The 17,179-nt window shown below is 64.2% G+C and carries 15 protein-coding genes, 2 rRNA genes and 1 pseudogene; 7 read left to right on the plus strand and 11 right to left on the minus strand.

The genetic code is table 11. The features are described from left to right. Window positions 1-11: 11 nt before the first annotated feature. The 3 genes and pseudogenes from K940_RS0113950 to K940_RS28305 all read right to left on the minus strand — a co-directional run. A complete protein-coding gene (locus K940_RS0113950) occupies window positions 12-497 on the minus strand; it encodes an FHA domain-containing protein (RefSeq protein ID WP_028478055.1) in 486 nt (161 codons plus the stop codon). A gap of 167 nt (window positions 498-664) precedes the next feature. Next, entirely contained in the window at window positions 665-1,147 is a 483-nt protein-coding gene (gene gcvH, locus K940_RS31630; protein ID WP_231390372.1) for a glycine cleavage system protein GcvH, read from the minus strand. Further along, window positions 1,124-1,753 (minus strand): annotated as a pseudogene (locus K940_RS28305) (CDP-alcohol phosphatidyltransferase family protein); the annotation flags it as partial. The pseudogene K940_RS28305 and the gene gcvH, both read right to left, overlap by 24 nt. A 437-nt stretch (window positions 1,754-2,190) precedes the next feature. Here K940_RS28305 and K940_RS0113960 point away from each other — a divergent pair. The 3 genes from K940_RS0113960 (at window position 2,191) to K940_RS0113970 (ending at window position 5,451) form a co-directional block, all read left to right on the plus strand. Beyond that, window positions 2,191-3,585, plus strand: coding sequence for a DUF2252 domain-containing protein (locus K940_RS0113960; RefSeq protein ID WP_028478056.1), 1,395 nt, complete (start codon window positions 2,191-2,193; stop codon window positions 3,583-3,585). A gap of 112 nt (window positions 3,586-3,697) precedes the next feature. Next, window positions 3,698-4,594 (plus strand): nuclease-related domain-containing protein, encoded by an 897-nt coding sequence (locus tag K940_RS0113965; protein ID WP_028478057.1) that lies wholly within the window; start codon window positions 3,698-3,700, stop codon window positions 4,592-4,594. 50 nt (window positions 4,595-4,644) lie between these two features. Continuing rightward, window positions 4,645-5,451: a phosphatase PAP2 family protein gene (locus tag K940_RS0113970; protein WP_231390368.1), complete on the plus strand. Its 807-nt coding sequence runs from the start codon at window positions 4,645-4,647 to the stop codon at window positions 5,449-5,451. Here K940_RS0113970 and K940_RS0113975 read toward each other — a convergent pair. From K940_RS0113975 to K940_RS0113985, 3 genes are all read right to left on the minus strand, one after another. After that, complete coding sequence (locus tag K940_RS0113975; protein ID WP_028478059.1) at window positions 5,351-6,205, minus strand: TIGR03619 family F420-dependent LLM class oxidoreductase; 855 nt, start codon at window positions 6,203-6,205, stop codon at window positions 5,351-5,353. The genes K940_RS0113970 and K940_RS0113975 overlap by 101 nt on opposite strands. Window positions 6,206-6,310: 105 nt before the next feature. Further along, window positions 6,311-6,769, minus strand: a complete 459-nt coding sequence (locus tag K940_RS28310) for a MerR family transcriptional regulator (protein WP_051407186.1) — start codon at window positions 6,767-6,769, stop codon at window positions 6,311-6,313. 1 nt (window position 6,770) lies between these two features. Further along, window positions 6,771-8,291 (minus strand): SulP family inorganic anion transporter, encoded by a 1,521-nt coding sequence (locus K940_RS0113985; RefSeq protein WP_028478060.1) that lies wholly within the window; start codon window positions 8,289-8,291, stop codon window positions 6,771-6,773. 537 nt (window positions 8,292-8,828) lie between these two features. Here K940_RS0113985 and K940_RS0113990 point away from each other — a divergent pair. Beyond that, on the plus strand, window positions 8,829-10,856 hold the full coding sequence (locus K940_RS0113990) for an SDR family oxidoreductase (protein ID WP_028478061.1): 2,028 nt from the start codon (window positions 8,829-8,831) through the stop codon (window positions 10,854-10,856). A gap of 10 nt (window positions 10,857-10,866) precedes the next feature. Here the strand turns inward: K940_RS0113990 and K940_RS0113995 are convergent, their stop codons facing one another. Together K940_RS0113995 and K940_RS0114000 are read right to left on the minus strand one after the other, a co-directional pair. Then, a complete protein-coding gene (locus tag K940_RS0113995; RefSeq protein ID WP_051407178.1) occupies window positions 10,867-11,526 on the minus strand; it encodes a cutinase family protein in 660 nt (219 codons plus the stop codon). A 155-nt stretch (window positions 11,527-11,681) separates the two neighbouring features. Continuing rightward, a complete protein-coding gene (locus K940_RS0114000; RefSeq protein ID WP_028478063.1) occupies window positions 11,682-12,686 on the minus strand; it encodes a zinc-binding alcohol dehydrogenase family protein in 1,005 nt (334 codons plus the stop codon). Between the two features lie 208 nt (window positions 12,687-12,894). On the opposite strand from K940_RS0114000, the gene K940_RS0114005 reads away from it, so the two are divergent. Both K940_RS0114005 and K940_RS0114010 read left to right on the plus strand, forming a co-directional pair. Further along, window positions 12,895-13,524 (plus strand): TetR/AcrR family transcriptional regulator, encoded by a 630-nt coding sequence (locus tag K940_RS0114005; RefSeq protein WP_028478064.1) that lies wholly within the window; start codon window positions 12,895-12,897, stop codon window positions 13,522-13,524. Between the two features lie 2 nt (window positions 13,525-13,526). Continuing rightward, window positions 13,527-15,233 carry an FAD-binding dehydrogenase gene (locus K940_RS0114010; protein WP_051407187.1) on the plus strand — a complete coding sequence of 569 codons (1,707 nt, stop codon included), beginning with the start codon at window positions 13,527-13,529 and terminating at the stop codon, window positions 15,231-15,233. 44 nt (window positions 15,234-15,277) lie between these two features. Here K940_RS0114010 and K940_RS0114015 read toward each other — a convergent pair whose 3' ends face one another. Then, window positions 15,278-16,015 carry an IclR family transcriptional regulator gene (locus K940_RS0114015; RefSeq protein ID WP_231390369.1) on the minus strand — a complete coding sequence of 246 codons (738 nt, stop codon included), beginning with the start codon at window positions 16,013-16,015 and terminating at the stop codon, window positions 15,278-15,280. A gap of 317 nt (window positions 16,016-16,332) precedes the next feature. On the opposite strand from K940_RS0114015, the gene K940_RS0114020 reads away from it, so the two are divergent. Continuing rightward, complete coding sequence (locus tag K940_RS0114020; protein ID WP_028478067.1) at window positions 16,333-16,809, plus strand: nuclear transport factor 2 family protein; 477 nt, start codon at window positions 16,333-16,335, stop codon at window positions 16,807-16,809. 97 nt (window positions 16,810-16,906) lie between these two features. On the opposite strand, the gene rrf is transcribed toward K940_RS0114020, so the two are convergent. Together rrf and K940_RS0114030 are read right to left on the minus strand one after the other, a co-directional pair. Further along, window positions 16,907-17,023, minus strand: a 5S ribosomal RNA gene (rrf, locus tag K940_RS0114025). Window positions 17,024-17,100: 77 nt separating this feature from the next. After that, window positions 17,101-17,179: ribosomal RNA gene (locus K940_RS0114030) — 23S ribosomal RNA — on the minus strand; the annotation flags it as partial.

Raw genomic sequence — 17,179 nt, forward strand, 5'->3', positions numbered from 1 at the left:
CCTCGATGTCGTCATAGACTGCCCGCGCCCGCCGACGAGTCGGTCACCTGCGCGCGCGGCCCGGTGAGAAATACCAGGCGGAACTTACCGATCTGAACCTCGTCACCGTTCTGCAACTCCGAGGAGTCCACCGGCTCCCGGTTGACATACGTGCCGTTCAGGCTGCCGACATCGACGACCTGAAACGAGTCGTCGTCCTGACGAAACTCCGCGTGCCGACGGCTGACGGTGACGTCGTCGAGAAAAATGTCGCTGTCGGGGTGGCGCCCCGCCGATGTCGTCGGCTGATCCAGCAGGAATCGCGAACCCGCGTTCGGGCCACGCTTGACGACCAACAGGGCCGCGCCCACCGGCAGACCCTCCACACCCTGGACCGGCTGCTCGCCGGTCTGTTCTCCGGCGCGCGACGTGTCGACCTCGTTCAGGAAATCCGCGCGGAAGACCGACGTCGTCTCGGCCGCGGTCTCCCCGTAACCCGGGTCTTTGTTCTCGCTCACCGTTTCTCTCCTCCTCGAACTGATTATCCATGCAAGCAGGTAATACCTCTGGCGCCACGACCTGCCGTCGAGCCCATGGATTCCCAGCGCAACCGCCAGGTGCATCCGTTGGCATTGACCGTACCCTGCCGGGCCGCACCCGTGCAGGTAGAACTGGGAAGGCTGCTTCAGCCCCCGATAACTCCTTGGTAACCTGCGGCATCCAGTAGTTCATCGAGTGTCACGTCGAGACTGGCGGCCTCGTTCACCTCCAACTCGAACAGCCATCCCTCACCGTAGGGGTCGGTGTTCAAAGTTTCCGGCTCCGAGGTCAATCTCTCGTTCACCGCAACAACTTTCGCGCTCAGCGGCGCGTAGATGTCCGACACGCTCTTGGTCGACTCCACCTCTGCGATACTGTCGGCCGCGGCCACATCGGCGTGCTTCTCGGGCAGCTGCACGAACACAACGTCACCGAGTTGAGACTGGGCGTAGTCGGTGATACCCACCCGCACCCGAGTGGGAGCGATCCGGCGTATCCATTCGTGTTCCACGGTGTAGCGCAGGTCCTCGGGGGTCTGAGTCACAAGCCGTCCTTTCGTTCGAACGTCGCACGCAAACTCTATCGGCTGAGCGGTATGGCGCTTCACCGCCGGTAGCGCTCTTGCCACAGCGACGGCTTTTCCGGTATAGAGCACGCCGGTCCACAGATAGACCGCCGTACCCCAGATGAGCAACGCCCCGCCGAAGGCCCGCGCGAAACCGTCGGCCGCCCAATCCATCTGTCCCGCCAGCAGCCACGGAAACGCGGACATGAGCGCGAAGGTGGCCGCTTTGCCCAAATAGATCACCTCGGGCGGGGGCAGGTCACGGCGCTTGTACACCGACAGGGTCACAGTCAGCACGACGTCCCGAGCGATCAGGAGCACCGCCACCCACCACGGGACCAGGTCACGGATCACGAAGGCCACCAGGGTCGTCACCAGATACAGCCGGTCGACGAATGGATCCAGCAACGCACCGAGCCGTGACGATTGATCCAACAGCCGGGCCAACTTGCCGTCCAGGAAGTCGGTAACGGCGCTGGCGACCAACAAGGCCAAAGCCCAGCCATCGGCCCGCTCGACCAACAGCAACCACAAAAACAGCGGAACACTGAAAAGACGCGCGACGCTCAGCACATTCGGCACGGTCACGATACGGTCGGCGAGCACACCCGCCACCGCGCCCTCGGCGGTGCGGCGCGGCGGCTGCGCGGCGCCCGATTCGGTTGTCACGACCCGTGCATACCCCATCCACCTCGCCAGCGCCATCTCCAAGCCCCGTTTCGTGCCCCAGCGCATTGTCGGCAGCGCACCGATTGCGGGATCGTACTTGTCGCGTACCCGGCCGGAACCCATGCCGAGCCGGAATCCGCGGTGATCACCCCCACTCCGCGGGTTCTCGCCACTAGCCAGATGACACAATGAGTGACAATTCCTCTCATCGTGTGGCAGTGCATCTGGTGGTGTATCCCCACACATCGGTCGCGCCGCATACCTCACGTTCCCGAACGGACGCCTCGCCTCGGACCGCCACACGAACCGGGCCCACCACTCCGGCATGGACCACCCACGGTGTGATGGCCGGCCTCCGACCAGACCGCTGGCGCGCCCGGTGAATCGAGGCCGATGTCACACCACTGCCCACGCCACGACAACTAACGTGTTCCGCTGTGTCGGACAGTGGTATAGATTTGCGTTCCTTCGTGCCCGCGCAGGAGATTCGCGCTCGAGGACGAGCCCTGCGTCAGCGTGCTCCGATCCCCGCCAGGGATCGTACGGCAACCGGCGTGGGCCGGCCGGCGGTGCTCGACTACCTCGCGACCAGCACCGCAAATCGCTTGCCGCATCTGGTACCGCTGCGCACAGGGCGGATGATCGGTTCGCCGTTCGCGTTCTATCGCGGAGCCGCCGGCTTGATGGCGGCAGATCTGGCGGGCAGCCCGGACAGCGGGCTCACCGCCCAGCTGTGCGGCGATGCCCATGCGGCGAACTTCGGTCTCTATGGCACGCCGCGCGGCAAAATCATCATGGACATCAACGATTTCGACGAAACCATCCCTGGGCCGTGGGAATGGGACCTGGAACGCCTCGCTGCCAGCCTGGTACTGGCCGGGCGTGAAGCCGGCACGAGCGAGCACGACTGTCGCACCGCAGCGCGCGACGCCGTGCGTTCGTACCGACTGACCATGGACACCCTTGCAGCAATGCCGTTCATGGAGGCCTGGAGAGCGCTTCCGGACGAGTCCGTCATCGGCGAGACGCAGGCCCACGGACTGCTCGAATCCTTCAAGAAAGCCGCGGCGAAGGCACGAAAGAACACCAGTGCCAAAGTGGTGGCCAAATGGACAGAACACCTCGAAGATCACGAAACCGGGATCCGCAAGCACCGCTTCGTGGACGACCCACCGATTCTCACAGCGGTGGACGAGCACACGGCCCGTCGCGTGATCATCGGACTGGAACGCTATGCCACGACACTGGGCGAGTCCCGGCGCACTCTCCTGACTCGATTCGCAGTTTCCGACATAGCGTTCCGCATTGCCGGCACCGGGAGCATCGGACTGCACAGTTACCTGGCACTACTACACGGCAACCACGGTGAGGCGCTGGTTCTGCAAGTCAAGCAAGCCCAGCCCGCCGCGCTGGCGCCATACCTTCCCACGTCCGGCGCCTACCACGAAGGCGAACGCATCGTGCGCGGCGCCAGACTGGTGCAATCCGAATCCGACGTCTTGTTGGGCTGGACCTCACTGCAACCGTCCGCAGACGGCATCGAATTACCGTTCATTGTTCGGCAATTCCGCAATTTCAAGGGCAGTATCGACCCCGCCGAACTGCCGGCGAGCACCCTCGACGACTACGGAAGGCTGGCCGGGGCGCTTTTGGCGAGAGGCCATTCACGCTCGCTGGACCCGCGCTTGGTGTCCGGATATCTCGACGGCGACGAGCGTTTCGACGATGCGGTGGCCAGTTTTGCGGTGCGCTACGCCGATCGCACCGAGGCCGATCACGCCGAACTGGCGGCAGCGGCCCGGGCCGGCCGTATCGCGGCCGAGTACTCGTAACACTGCCGAGACGCATCACACCGCCGTGGCACGGTGACCGGCGTAGGCCCGGCAGCGGCACACCACCTCGTATCCTGTCCATGTCGAGAGTCGACATGAAGGGCGGTCGCCAATGCTCGTGCGAGTTCAGAACGCCACCGGCGCCAATGCCGAGCGCGCGCTGATCGATTGGCTGCGCACGTGGAAGGGCCCGGGAAGCCCACACGGTGTCGCGTCGATCAACTGCGGCTTGTTCCACAAGGATCGACTTCATCAGTTCGATGCGGTGCTCTGGACACCGACCAGCTGTGTGGTCGTCGAGGCCGATGCGCTCGTCGGGCACCAGAACGGTGTTTTCGAGGTACCCCTGAACGGCGAGTGGACCATCGACGGCGAGCCGATCACCACCGAGAGCCACGACCGCCGCACGGCACTGGAGAAATCTCGAGAACATACCTTTGCGCTACAGGATTGGCTGGCTACCCGCGGGCTCGGGCAGCGTGTCGTGCACGGCGTCGCGCTGTTCGTCCCGTCACCCGACGCGCAACTGCAGCTCCAGCAGAGCTGGACCGATCCGAGTTTCGACGTGATCATCGGCCACGACGCCACCGCACTCCGGCACTACGTGGACACCCTCGCCGCGGAGGAGAAGTTCCTCTGGACGGCCAACGACATCGCCATCGCCTTCCGCGGTTTGGGCATCCTGCCCTATCTACCTGCTCCGCAAGATTTGCTGAACGAGGGGTTCTTGGGTCCGATCGACATCACGCTCTGGCATGGGGGTCCCAACCAGGCACAGGCCGAAGCCTACGCCGACGAACTCGCGCAGACCGCGCAAAAAGCCCGGTCCTCGGTCTTTGCGATGCACGCGCCCTGGTACAGCCCGTGGAAACTGTATCCTCGCGAACCGGGCAACCTGGATCTCGGCCGCGCCGCGCTCCGCACGATCCTGACGATCGGCATGGTGGTCGCAGTCGCCTGGGTCTTGTGGTTCGTCCTCGCCGTGGTCTCGACCTTCGGGTCCGGCTGATCTCACGGGTGCCGTCGAGCCGACACCACATCCAGCGCTATCGTCGAACCGTGCTCGCAGTTCGAGCGATCGGCCCACGGATATCGCCGACGACGACCATCCGGATCGGTGTCACTGCTGCGACGGCCCTCGGCGCGGCCGCACTGCCGGCCACCCTCCCCACGGACGGCGGACCGTCGGCACTGGATCGCGCGCTCGCCGATCCTGTCCGTGGGATGCTCGACACTCGACCGGGCCTCGCCGCGGCGCTCGTCGTACCCAGCAACGCATATATCCTGCTGCCGCTGCTGTTTCTGGCGTGCGGATGGTTCGCATACCGCGGCGACCGACGCAGTGCGATCACGATGCTCGTCGTGCCGGAGTTGGCCGTCGCGACCAACACCTGGCTGTTGAAGCCATTGTGGGGCCGACAGTTCCACGACTATCTCGCCTATCCCAGTGGGCATACGGTCCATATGGTCGCCATCGCGGCCACTTTCGTGCTTCTCGCCGAGACGACACGCGCGCGGTGCGTCGTGTGCGCGGCAGCAAGCGCAGCCCTGCTGGTCGCAGCCACAGGCATGATCGGGCTCGACTACCACCACCCGACGGACATCCTCGGCGGCGTGGCCGCGGCTCTCACTCTGGTCATCGTGTCGTGTTGGGCGGCGCAGTTGGTGTGGACTTGGCAGGACCGGCGCTTACAGGGTCGTCGTTCGTCGGGTCCGGACCGATACCACGCCCCGGACCGGACGGATCCACCACGATCACGAGGCGTCACCCGCTCCGGGCGAGTCCCAGCTTCTCGGCCAACCGCACCACGTAGGCCTGCACGTCCTCCGCTGCGCGATCGGGCAATCCGAACACCGCCTCGGTGACTCCGAGTTCGGCCCAGCGGGCCAACCGACGGGCGTCAGGGCGACCAGCGAGCGCAAATATCTCGGGTGTACCCGCCCGACCGTTGTCACGCCAGATTCGACGCAGCGCGGTGATCTTCTCCTCGAGGTCTTCCTCTCCTGGAGTGGTGATCCATCCCTCGGCGTGCTTCGCCAGCCACCCGAAGTTCTTCTCCGTACCCGCTGCGCCGAGTGACACCGGAATCCGCTTCTGCTGCGGCTTCGGCCACGACCAACTCGCGCCGAACGACACGAACTCACCGTCGAAACTGGCTTCCTCGTCGCTCCAGAGGGCGCGCATGGCATCCACGTGTTCGCGCAGTACGGTTCGGCGCCGACTCGGAGGTACACCGTGGTGGGCCAACTCGTCGGTGTTCCATCCGAATCCGACACCGAGTCGCACTCGACCACCGGACAGATGATCCAGCGACGCGATGGTCTTGGCCAATGCGATCGGGTGATGTTCGGCGGGAAGCGCCACCGCGGTGGACAAGCCGATGTGACTCGTCGCCACTGCCGCAGTGCTCAGCGCCACCCACGGATCGAGAGTGCGGGTATACCGATCGTCGGGCAGACCGCCATCACGGGTCCGTGGGTGCGCCGCTGCACGGATCACTGGAATGTGCGTGTGCTCGGGGACGTGGAAGGTGGCGAATCCAGCCCGCTCGGCGGCTGCCGCCGCATCCGCCGGAGTTATGCCCCGATCACTGGTGAACAACACGATCCCGTACCGCATCGTCGCGCTCCCGTCACTGAAACTGGAACAAGTTCTACCATGTGCTCCTGGTCGGACCCAAAGATTCGGCCCGAGGAGGGCGCGCCACGGGCGCCGTGGCTGCGATCAGGCTCGAGCGTCGCGATCGGACATCGACCGGCGGGACGGTGCACGCGGCGGGTCCGGGAAGACAGTCGACGCGGTGAGCAGCGCGATGAATTCCTCGGCATGGGCGAGTTGGTGACGCAGCCGCTCGGCGCTGTCGTGCGTCCTGCTCCGGTAGCCGAGCAAGAACTCTTTCGCGCGGTCACGCTGCTGATCGCTCGCAGTATCGCTGTCGAGGAGGTCGAAAGCATCGAGCAGCTGCTTCGTCTCCGCCAAGCTGAAGCCCAACGGCTTCAGCCGGCGAACCAGCAGTAGCCTCGACACATCGGTTTCGGTGTAGAGCCTGAACCCGCCTGCCGACCGCGCGGAAGGCACGACCAGACCGACATCGTCGTAGTGGCGGATCGTCTTGACCGACAGTTCACTCCGCTCGGCAACCTGTCCGATCTGCAGGTATCTCCCATGGGCGCCGATCGTCATATCAGTGCGCGGCGGCCACATGGCCGGACAACCGCTCTCGGCGAGCCTCCGAGGCCGGGTTGAGCCCGATGATCTCCACGTTCTTGCCCTTGGCGGCGTATTTCGTGGTGATCGCATCGAAGGTTGCGACCGTGGAGACATCCCAGATGTGAGCCTCGGACATGTCGATCACGATATTGTGGGGATCGCCCCGGTAGTCGAACTGATACACCAGGTCGTTGCTGGAGGCGAAGAACAATTCACCACGCACTTTGTACACCCGAGTGTCGATGTCTCCGTCGTGGTCGGTGTCGGATTCGAGTACCGCGACGACCTCGGTGAAGTGAGCGACCCGGTGCGCGAACGCGACCATCGCGATCAACACTCCGACGATCACCCCGTAGGCGAGATTGTGGCTGACCACGGTGACCGCGACCGTCACCACCATCACGGTGGTCTCGGCAATCGGCATACGCCGTATCGTCGCGGGAGCGACGGAATGCCAGTCCATGGTACTCACCGACACCATGATCATGACCGCGACCAGCGCCGCCATCGGGATCTCGGCGACCAGATCTCCCAGACCGACGACCAGGAACAATAGGAAGACTCCGGCGAGGAATGTGGACAGGCGGGTACGGGCGCCCGACACTTTCACATTGATCATGGTCTGGCCGATCATCGCGCAGCCGCCCATCCCACCGAAGAATCCGGTGACGATATTGGCGATTCCCTGCCCCCACCCCTCCCGGGTCTTGTCGGAGTGACTGTCGGTGAGGTCGTCCACGAGCTTGGCCGTCATCAGCGATTCGAGTAGGCCGACCAGGGCCATCGCCAGCGCGTATGGTGCCACGATCCGAACGGTGTCCATGGTCAGGGGCACGCTCGGGAGAAACGGACTCGGCAGACTGGACGGCAGCTCACCCTCGTCACCCACATTCGGCAGATCCAGCGCGAACGCCATGGTGACCCCGGTCAGTGCCACGATCGCGACCAGCGGAGCCGGGACCGCCGCGGTGAGCTTCGGCAGCAACACCATGACCGCCAGCCCGACCGCGACCATCGGGTAGACCAGCCAAGGCACACCGAGCAGATGAGGGACCTGCGCCAGGAAGATCAGAACCGCCAAGGCATTGACGAAGCCGATCATGACGCTACGCGGGATGAAGCGCATCAGCTTGGCCACCCCCACAACGCTCAGCAGGATCTGCAACAGACCCGCGAGCAGCACCGCCGCGATCAGATAGTCCATTCCATGCGTCTTCACCAACGGTGCGACCACCAGTGCAATCGCGCCGGTCGCGGCGGAGATCATCGCGCGCCGACCACCGGTCACGGCGATGGTGACCGCCATGGTGAACGATGCGAACAACCCCACCCGCGGGTCGACTCCGGCGATGATCGAAAACGAGATCGCTTCCGGTATCAGCGCCAGGGCCACTACCAGCCCCGCCAGCACCTCGACCCGCAACCGGCGCGGATTGCGTAAGGCCGCCCACACCGAATCCTCGGCATCGTCCGTCCCCCGAGTCGTCGGGACCATCGGTACTCCGTTCACTGAATCCGCGCGCACGCGCACGTGACCGACAGACGGTGGCCCGCCGGCACAAGGTCGAAGAGGAGCCGAGCAGGGCCTCGATTCGAGTTCGAGAAGGGCAGCAGTCAGCCGGCCACACTGCCGGGCTTCGACGGCCAGCAACCGCTCAGCGACAGAAACTCTACCCTCACGGGAGGGTAGAGTGACAACTCCGGCTGGCGCGCAGTGGCCGACGTCTTGCCCCATCGTGTTCGCGCTCGAAACAACCACCGCCACGCGATCGGGTCTGCCGATAGCCGGAAGTTTGTGTAACACATACCAGTTGACCTGCACCGATGGTGACCGGACGCACATTTCGAGCAGACACGATTCGCTTGCCGACAGCGTCGGCGGTCGATTACCGTTCGGTAGGAGATCACAACCACGATGTTCCTTCCGGCCCGGCGGGTTGCCGCACGGGCCGGGAGCTTTTCCGCATTCACTGCCGCATGCCGGATGACTTGTGCGACAACACGGTTTCGAGTGAACAGCAGGAGAATGGCGATGGCTATCTACATCGTGACGGGTGGAACCGGGTTCTTGGGCAGGCGAGTCGTCCAGGATCTCCTCGATTACGACCCCGAGGCGATCATCCATGTGCTGATACGCGAATCATCACAGGCGAAACTCGCCGAGCTCGTGGCGAGCTGGCGTGGCGGCACCCAGGTCCACTCAATGATCGGCGACCTCACCGCCGACGGGCTCGGCCTGACCGGCAGCGCTCCGCGGGCCGACCACGTCGTCCATGTGGGCGCGGTCTACGACATGACCGTCGACGAAGACACCGCGTACGCGGCGAACGTCACAGGAACCCGCTCCGTCCTGGCTTTGGCCGCCGACCTGGGGGCGGTGCTGCACCATGTCTCCTCGGTCGTCGTAGCCGGCGACCACAAAGGCAAGTTCTTCGAAGAGGATTTCGATCTCGGACAGCGGCTGACCTCGCCCTATCACCGCACCACGTTCGCGGCTGAGAAGCTCGTGCGGCAATCGCGCGGTGTGCGCTGGCGTGTGTACCGACCCGCGATCATCGTCGGCGACTCCCGCACCGGTGAAATGGACAAGATCGACGGCCCGTATTTCTTCTTCGCCGCGATCGCCAAGCTCGCTGCGCTGCCGTCCAACCTCCCGGTACCGCTCCCCGATCTCGGCGCAACCAATATCGTTCCAGTCGACTATGTTTCTGCTGCGATGGTCGAATTGATCTGCCGCCCAGGGCTGAACGGACGCACCTTCCACCTGGTCAACCCACAGCCACAGCCGTTCGGCGACGTCTACCGGGCACTCGCCGCGGCCGCAGGCGCTCCACTCGGAGCAGGCACGCTACCGGGCAGCAGGCTGGCGCTGAACGGGCTTGCCCAGTTGCCCGGCGTACCCGCGATCCGTGACGCCGTGGTGGAGCAGTTGGGTATTCCCGCCGAGGTCGCCCAACACATCTCGTTCTCCGCCGAGTTCATCAGCGACACCACCCGCGCGCTCCTGCGCGGCACGCACTCCACTGTGCCGCGGTTCGACAGCTACGCCGCGCGCCTGTGGCACTACTGGCGTGACCATCTCGATCCGCGGCGTCGCTGCGGCTCCGGCAGCGACGATCCGCTCGCTGGCCGCATCGTTCTGATCACCGGCGCCTCGTCCGGAATCGGATTGGCTACCGCGCATGCGGCCGCCAACCGTGGCGCCACGGTGCTCATGGTAGCTCGCGGACACGATGATCTGACTGCCGCGATGGCGGCCATTCGCGCGGAAGGGCATACGGCACACGCCTATCCCTGTGACGTAACCGACTCCTCGGCGGTCGAAGAGCTCGTGCGCCGCGTCCTGGATGATCACGGACACGTGGACTATTTGGTGAACAACGCAGGCCGTTCGATCCGCCGCTCCGTGCTCAACTCCACCGATCGAATGCACGATTTCGAGCGCACGATGGCGGTGAACTACTTCGGAGCCGTGCGGCTGATCCTCGGCCTACTACCGTCGATGCGGGCGCGCCGGTTCGGGCACGTGATCAATATTTCCTCGATCGCGGTGCAGACCAAGGTACCGCGCTTCTCTGCGTACGTCGCCAGTAAATCGGCACTGGACAACTTCAGCGACATTGCCGCAGTGGAAAACCGTGATGTCGGAATAACCTTCACCTCGGTACGGATGCCACTGGTACGTACGCCGATGATCGCATCGACCGACCTATATCGCTCACTTCCGGTCCCTGCCCCCGAACACGCCGCCGCCCTGGTGCTTCGTGCCATGGAGGACCGTCCGCACCGGATCGATACGCCGGTCGGCACCTTGGCCCAAGCGGTCGAGGCGCTCATGCCGTCGGTCAAACGTCAGATCATGCACCAGGGATTTCGGCTGTTCGGAGAATCTCGCGCCGCACACAGGAACCGCACTGCTGCGCAATCGGGGGTCACGACTGCCACCGCTGCACCGGACCACAGTGCATTGTCGGTGTTGGCACCGGTGATCATCCCGCTCATGGCCATGCCCGGTCCCGCAGCACGCATCGCGCGCGTCGTTCCCGGCCTCCAGTGGTAGTTGTCCGCGTCTACATTCGGTGCGCGGCGAACTGCGCAGCAGGCAGTATGGCCCATCCATAGTCGGAGTGCGCGGCGGGAACAATTCCCGCACCGCAGACCGGATCGCCGCCGGCACAGTAATTTCCGGTGCGCCACTGATACGGTCCCGGAACGTTCCAACCCACCAACCGAATGGGATCACCGAACAGCAACACCACGGCTACTCGGGACTCCAACTCCGGTGGCATCGAGTGGATACCACCCAACGCGGTGACAATGCCGGTGCCGAGCACCCCGTGCGTGACCACCGCGCCTTGCGAAAAGCCGACCAGGATGTAGCGCTGCTGTGGGCACCTCGCTGCTTGCCCGAGCAGATGGTTGGTCATGTCCTGGGTACCGCGGCTGATCGACAGCGGATCGAACAGGTCCGCAGGGTAGTTCACGCGGTACGCTTGCGAGCTCACCGGAAGTGTCCGCCGCAGTGCGTCGTAGAGCGGGTCGCCCACAACCGAACCGAGGTGGCCGGGCTCCTGCGTGCCTCGCGCCACGACCACCTCGACTGCAGCACACTCCGTTGCCCAGGCCTGAAGTCCCGTTGCCGCCCCGAAGCCCACAACCAGCAGTAGCACGGCGCATGCCCGGACCACCCGCCGCCACTTCTCCACGTGCGGTACCCACGGGCCGGTCATCGTGCTCACCCACTCACGCCATTGTGAGACAGCCGACTCGACGCTGGTCTGCGCCGATTACTCGGCTATATCCGCGAAAGTAGGTACAGCCACGAAAGCCGTCAAGCAAGTCGTCTGGACCGATACGTTCTCAGTACCGAACCGTGTTGCACCTGCTACGGAACGAGAACCGCTGCACCGGTGAATCGCCCATACGCCAGGTCCGTCAATGCCCGGTCCGCAGCATCCAAGGCGTACCGGTGCGTGGTCAGATGGATCGGGTGTTCGGCAGTGAAGGCAAGGAATTCGCGGGCGTCCACGCGGGTATTGGCCGTCACCGATCGAATTTCCCTTTCTTGGAACAAGTGCCGCTGATAGTGCAGTGTCGGAATATCGCTGATATGGATACTGGCGATAGCCAGAGTCCCGCCACGATCGAGCGCTGCGAGGGCCGGTGGGACCAGATTGCCGACCGGCACGAACATGATCGCCGAGTCCAACCGGACGGGAGGCGGATCGTCCACCCCCTGCACCGACGCAGCCCCTAGGGCAATCGCGAGTTCGCGAGCAGCAGGATCACGTGTCATCACGTGCACCTCGATCCCGCGCACCATGGCGACTTGAGCGGTGATGTGGGCGCTGGCGCCGAATCCGTAGATTCCGAGTCGCCCCCCGGTCGGCACTCCGGCTCGCAACAGTGCCCGGTATCCAATGATGCCAGCGCACAACAACGGCGCGGTATCGACATCGGAATAGCCGGCCGGCAGCGGCAGCGCGTACGCCGCTGGCACGCACGCGTATTCGGCGTATCCGCCGTCGGCGTCCCACCCTGTGTAGACCGAATGCGAACAGAGGTTCTCGGCTCCGCGGGTGCAGAACTTGCACGCGCCGCAGGTGTGCCGCAGCCACGCAATACCGACCCGATCTCCGACAACGAACCCCGCCCCCTCCGATGCCGGCCCGAGCGCCACCACCTCGCCGACGACCTCGTGCCCTGGCACCACGCCCGCACGGTGCACCCGAAGGTCCCCCTCCGCAACGTGTAGATCGGTGCGACACACGCCGCTGGCCAAAACACGGACCAGCAGTTCTCCGACTGCCGGCTGCGGGATCGGTTCACGCTCGGCAACGAGTGCCTTATCGGTGATCCGGCCGGGTGTGTGCACCCGCCAGCTACGCATCGTCGTCGTATCGCCACTGACCTTGCTCATGTCGGATCTCCTCGCACCGATTAGCTCGATACAGACCGGACCCCAGACCGAGTCGGGCATACAAGACTCACTGTACTCGGCGAATCCGGAGCCAACCCGGCCGATTTCTGATACATTTCTGTATCGAATACGTTCCTGTATTCGATCGGCGGATCCGAGACGATCCGAGGAGGTACCCATGATGTCCGACACCGTGTCGACCAGGGTCACCCGCCGCCGCGCCGAGACCAGGAACCGCTTGCTGGCCGCCGCCTACGCAGCGTTCACAGAGGAGGGATTCGGCCGGGCCACCGTGGAACGAGTGTGTGAGCGCGCCGGATTCAGCCGCGGCGCGTTCTACTCGAACTTCAGTTCGCTCGATGAGCTGTTCCTGGCCATGTGGGAGCAGCGCTCGACTGCAATGCTCGCGCAAGCCAGAGCCGTCCTCGACGAATTCGACGCGCACGGCACCGAGGATCTGCGCACTACGGTCGAACGACTCGTGCAGGCCATCCCGATCGACGACGGCTGGTATCGGATCACTGCCGAGTTCACCGCACACGCATTGCGCACCCCGGTCTTGCGCCGGGTCATGGTCGCACGCGAAGAGGCTATCGTCGCGGCGCTCACTCCCACCATCGTCGCCGCTCTCGAGCGCGCTGGCCGCAGCGTGCCCGAGCCGCTTGCGCTGGGCCAAGCGCTGATCGCTGTTCACGACGGCACCAGCGTGCAAGTCCTGATGGAACCGGACAACCCCGTTGTCCGCGCCCGGCGCACCGAACTCTTCCACCATGTTGTACAGGCCTACAGCACTGCAATCGAAGGATGACCATGCCCAACAACAGATCGACAGGGCCCGACGACACCGGCGGGAACTCGCCAGAGGCCGATGTTCTCGTGATCGGCACTGGTCTGGCCGGCTTGGTCACCGCATACGAATTGGTGCAGGCCGGTCGTACGGTGCATCTGCTCGACCAGGAGAACCGCAACAACCTCGGTGGACAGGCGTTCTGGTCGCTGGGCGGCCTCTTCTTGGTGGACAGCCCTGAGCAGCGCCGCCTCGGCATCAAGGACTCCTACGATCTCGCGCTACAAGACTGGCTCGGCTCGGCAGGGTTCGACCGCGAGGACGAGGACCGGTGGTCCCAGCAGTGGGCACGCGCGTATGTGCGGTTCGCCGCCACCGAGAAGCGCGACTACCTACGACATCTCGGACTGCGCATACTTCCGATGGTCGGCTGGGCCGAACGCGGCGGTGGCTTCGCCGATGGGCACGGCAACTCCGTCCCGCGTTTCCACATCACCTGGGGCACAGGACCCGAGGTGGTCCGGGTATTCGCCGATCCAGTACTCGTGGGCGAACGACAGGGGTTGGTGCGCTTCAGCTTCCGCCACCGGGTCGACGAACTGGTGGTGATAGACGGCAGAGTAGTCGGTGTGCGCGGTGCCGTCCTCGAGAACTCCGACCTCGACCGCGGACAGGCCTCTTCGCGCACAGAAGTAAGCGAATTCGAATTCCGCGCCAAGGCCGTCGTTGTCACCTCCGGCGGGATCGGACACAATCACGATCTGGTCCGACATAACTGGCCCACCGAACGCCTCGGCCGATGCCCGCAGACGCTGATCTCCGGGGTACCTGCGTACGTCGATGGTCGAATGCTCGGCATTGCCGAGGCGGCGGGCGGCGCCATCGTCAACCGCGACCGCATGTGGCACTACACCGAGGGCATCACGAACTGGGATCCGATCTGGCCGGACCATGCGATCCGCATCATCCCGGGTCCCTCGTCGATGTGGTTCGACGCGAACGGAAAACGGCTGCCTGCTCCGTACTTCCCGGGATTCGACACCATCGGGGCGATGACAGAGATCCTGAAGACCGGCTACGACTATTCCTGGTTCGTTCTCACGCAGGCGATCATCGAAAAGGAGTTCGCGCTCTCGGGATCGGAGCAGAACCCCGATATCACGAGCAAGAACCTCGCACTCACGGTGAAGAGCCGATTCAGCGGTGGAGCTCCTGGACCGGTGGAAGCGTTCAAGCAGCACGGCGTCGACTTCGTCGTCGCCGATACGCTGCGCGAATTGGTCGATGGTATGAACAAGATCGCCCGTGGTCCTCAACTGGACTACGACAATCTGGAGCATCAAATCGTCACACGCGATCGGGAACTGACCAACAAGTACACCAAAGATAGCCAGCTGATGGCGATCGCCAACGCGCGCCAGTTCTTGAGCGACAAGATGAGTCGAGTAGCCAAACCTCACCGGATCCTCGATCCCTCCGCCGGCCCATTGATCGCGGTCCGACTCAGCATCCTCACCAGGAAAACATTGGGCGGCTTGCAGACCAATCTGGACTCGCAAGTGATCCGGCCCGACGGTACGCCCTTCCCCGGTCTCTACGCAGCCGGTGAGGTTGCGGGGTTCGGTGGCGGTGGCGTGCACGGCTACAACGCGTTGGAGGGCACCTTCCTGGGCGGGTGCATCTTTTCCGGTCGCGCCGCCGGTCGTGCGTTGGCCGCGAAGCTGGCTTGACCACTACAGGTCACACTCCGACGTCGGGGCCGCAGCGTTGGTCCTCAGCGTTGCCGCGCCTGCCGGGGAAACAGACAGCGGCCCGCCTCGTGGGCTACGTCGACCAGTCCCTGGACGAGCCGAGAGGTATCCGCCATCGCTCGATCACTGCCGATCCGCCCCGACAACGACACTGCCGCCGTGGCGGCGCCACGACCGCGAATCGGCACCGCCACGCAGGCGATGCCGGCAATCGATTCCTCGGTATCGATCGCGACACCCTGTCGGTTGCGGATACGGCAGAGCTCGCGGTGGAGTTCGGCACGATCTGTCAGGGTCCGCGCGGTCAACTGCGGCAACCGCTCCCGGAAGGACGCTTCGACGATGTTGGGTTCCAGCGCCGCCAGCAGTGTCTTTCCGAGGGCTGTGCTGTGCGCGGGCATCCGGCCACCCAACCGAGTCGGCACGATTGCGGCCAACCGACCTCGGACCTTGTCCAGATAGACCACGTCGCGTCCATCGAGGACACCGAGGTGGCCGACCATCCCGGTCCGCTGGCACAGATCGTGCAGCAATGGACTCACCACATCCCGAATCTTGTTGTGGTCGGCGGCAAGTCCGCCCAATTCCAGCGTCCGCAGGCCCAGCCGGTAGCCGCCCGGGGCGTGGGTGAGCCAGCGCAATCGGATCATTTCGTCCAGGATACGATGCACCGTCGACCTGGGTAGCCCGGTTCTCTCGGCAAGTCGCACCAGAGTGAGCGTCGGCGCAGCCTCGTCGAAAGCCTCCATTATCAGCGTCATTCGCTCGATCATCGACACCGGCGGCGCTACGGACCGAATCGGTGCCGGTCCCGACCGGGTCCTTGTCGTCCCTGCCGGTGGTGCACCGGACTCGGGATCGGTGGTCGGTTCGACCGCCATAACCAACCTCCACACATACTCGCGTAGAGCTTAGGAGCAATCGTCCGGCCCGGGGGCGGATTCGCGGCGGATCCAAGCGGATCCAAGCGCCACTCGTAGGAGGACGGAGAACCTGTCCACTCACGCCCTGCTCGGTATCCAACAGCGAAACGCAGCATTTCGTTGTCCCGCGGCTGCGCACATGCCAGGCTCAGTGCATGGATCTCGCTGCCATCGAAGCCATCCGCCAGTTGAAGTATCGCTATTTTCGAGCTCTCGACCTGAAACAGTGGGACGTATTCGCCGACACTCTCGCAGCCGACGCGATCGGACATTACGGCACACATGCCATGGGGGAACCGTTGCATCTCAACGGCCGTGACGCCATCACCACCTTCATGCGAGAAAGCCTCGGTCCGTCGATCGTCACCGTACACCTGGCCAATCACCCGGACATTCGCGTAGACGGTGAAATAGCAATGGGATCGTGGGCTTTCGAAGATACGGTGATCGCAACGGAGTACCGTATGTTGATTCGCGGAGCGGGCTACTACGACGACTCCTACCGCCGGGAGGCGGATGGTCGATGGCGTATCGCCTCCACCGGGTATCAACGTATCTACGAGTCGATGCAAGCGCTGTCGGATACGCCCAGCTTTCAACTGCTGACAAATATGTGGGCATCCGAGAAATAGATGCGGCCACCCCTGGGGCCGACGGATCGGTGGGGTGGTGTCCGGTGGTGGAAATGGTGATAGGGGACCCGGTTGTGGGTCCCCTATCGGTGGTGTGTTTCGGCGGTGTCCTACTCTCCCACACTCTGTCGGGTGCAGTACCATCGGCGCTGGTAGGCTTAGCTTCCGGGTTCGGGATGGGTCCGGGCGTTTCCCTGCCGCTATGGCCGCCGTAACGTTGTGAAACTGTGCACACGGTTGTGTGTTGTGTGTTGTTTCAGATGCTGCACAGTGGACGCGGGGTGTGTTTTTGTGGGTAAGTTTTCGGCCGGTTAGTACCGGTCACCTTCACACGTTGCCGTGCTTCCAGTTCCGGCCTATCAACCCCATG

The organism is Nocardia sp. CNY236 (genome assembly GCF_000482385.1).
GTDB lineage: Bacteria > Actinomycetota > Actinomycetes > Mycobacteriales > Mycobacteriaceae > Nocardia.

Excerpts from the sequence above, each read along its gene's own strand:
- K940_RS0113985 (WP_028478060.1), bottom strand. The coding sequence starts at position 8,291 with ATGGTCCCGACGACTCGGGGGACGGACGATGCCGAGGATTCGGTGTGG.
- K940_RS0113995 (WP_051407178.1), bottom strand. The coding sequence starts at position 11,526 with ATGACCGGCCCGTGGGTACCGCACGTGGAGAAGTGGCGGCGGGTGGTC.
- K940_RS0114010 (WP_051407187.1), top strand. The coding sequence starts at position 13,527 with ATGCCCAACAACAGATCGACAGGGCCCGACGACACCGGCGGGAACTCG.
- K940_RS0114015 (WP_231390369.1), bottom strand. The coding sequence starts at position 16,015 with ATGACGCTGATAATGGAGGCTTTCGACGAGGCTGCGCCGACGCTCACT.
- K940_RS0113975 (WP_028478059.1), bottom strand. The coding sequence starts at position 6,205 with ATGCGGTACGGGATCGTGTTGTTCACCAGTGATCGGGGCATAACTCCG.
- K940_RS0114005 (WP_028478064.1), top strand. The coding sequence starts at position 12,895 with ATGATGTCCGACACCGTGTCGACCAGGGTCACCCGCCGCCGCGCCGAG.
- K940_RS0113965 (WP_028478057.1), top strand. The coding sequence starts at position 3,698 with ATGCTCGTGCGAGTTCAGAACGCCACCGGCGCCAATGCCGAGCGCGCG.
- K940_RS0113990 (WP_028478061.1), top strand. The coding sequence starts at position 8,829 with ATGGCTATCTACATCGTGACGGGTGGAACCGGGTTCTTGGGCAGGCGA.
- K940_RS0114020 (WP_028478067.1), top strand. The coding sequence starts at position 16,333 with ATGGATCTCGCTGCCATCGAAGCCATCCGCCAGTTGAAGTATCGCTAT.
- K940_RS28310 (WP_051407186.1), bottom strand. The coding sequence starts at position 6,769 with ATGACGATCGGCGCCCATGGGAGATACCTGCAGATCGGACAGGTTGCC.
- K940_RS0114000 (WP_028478063.1), bottom strand. The coding sequence starts at position 12,686 with ATGCGTAGCTGGCGGGTGCACACACCCGGCCGGATCACCGATAAGGCA.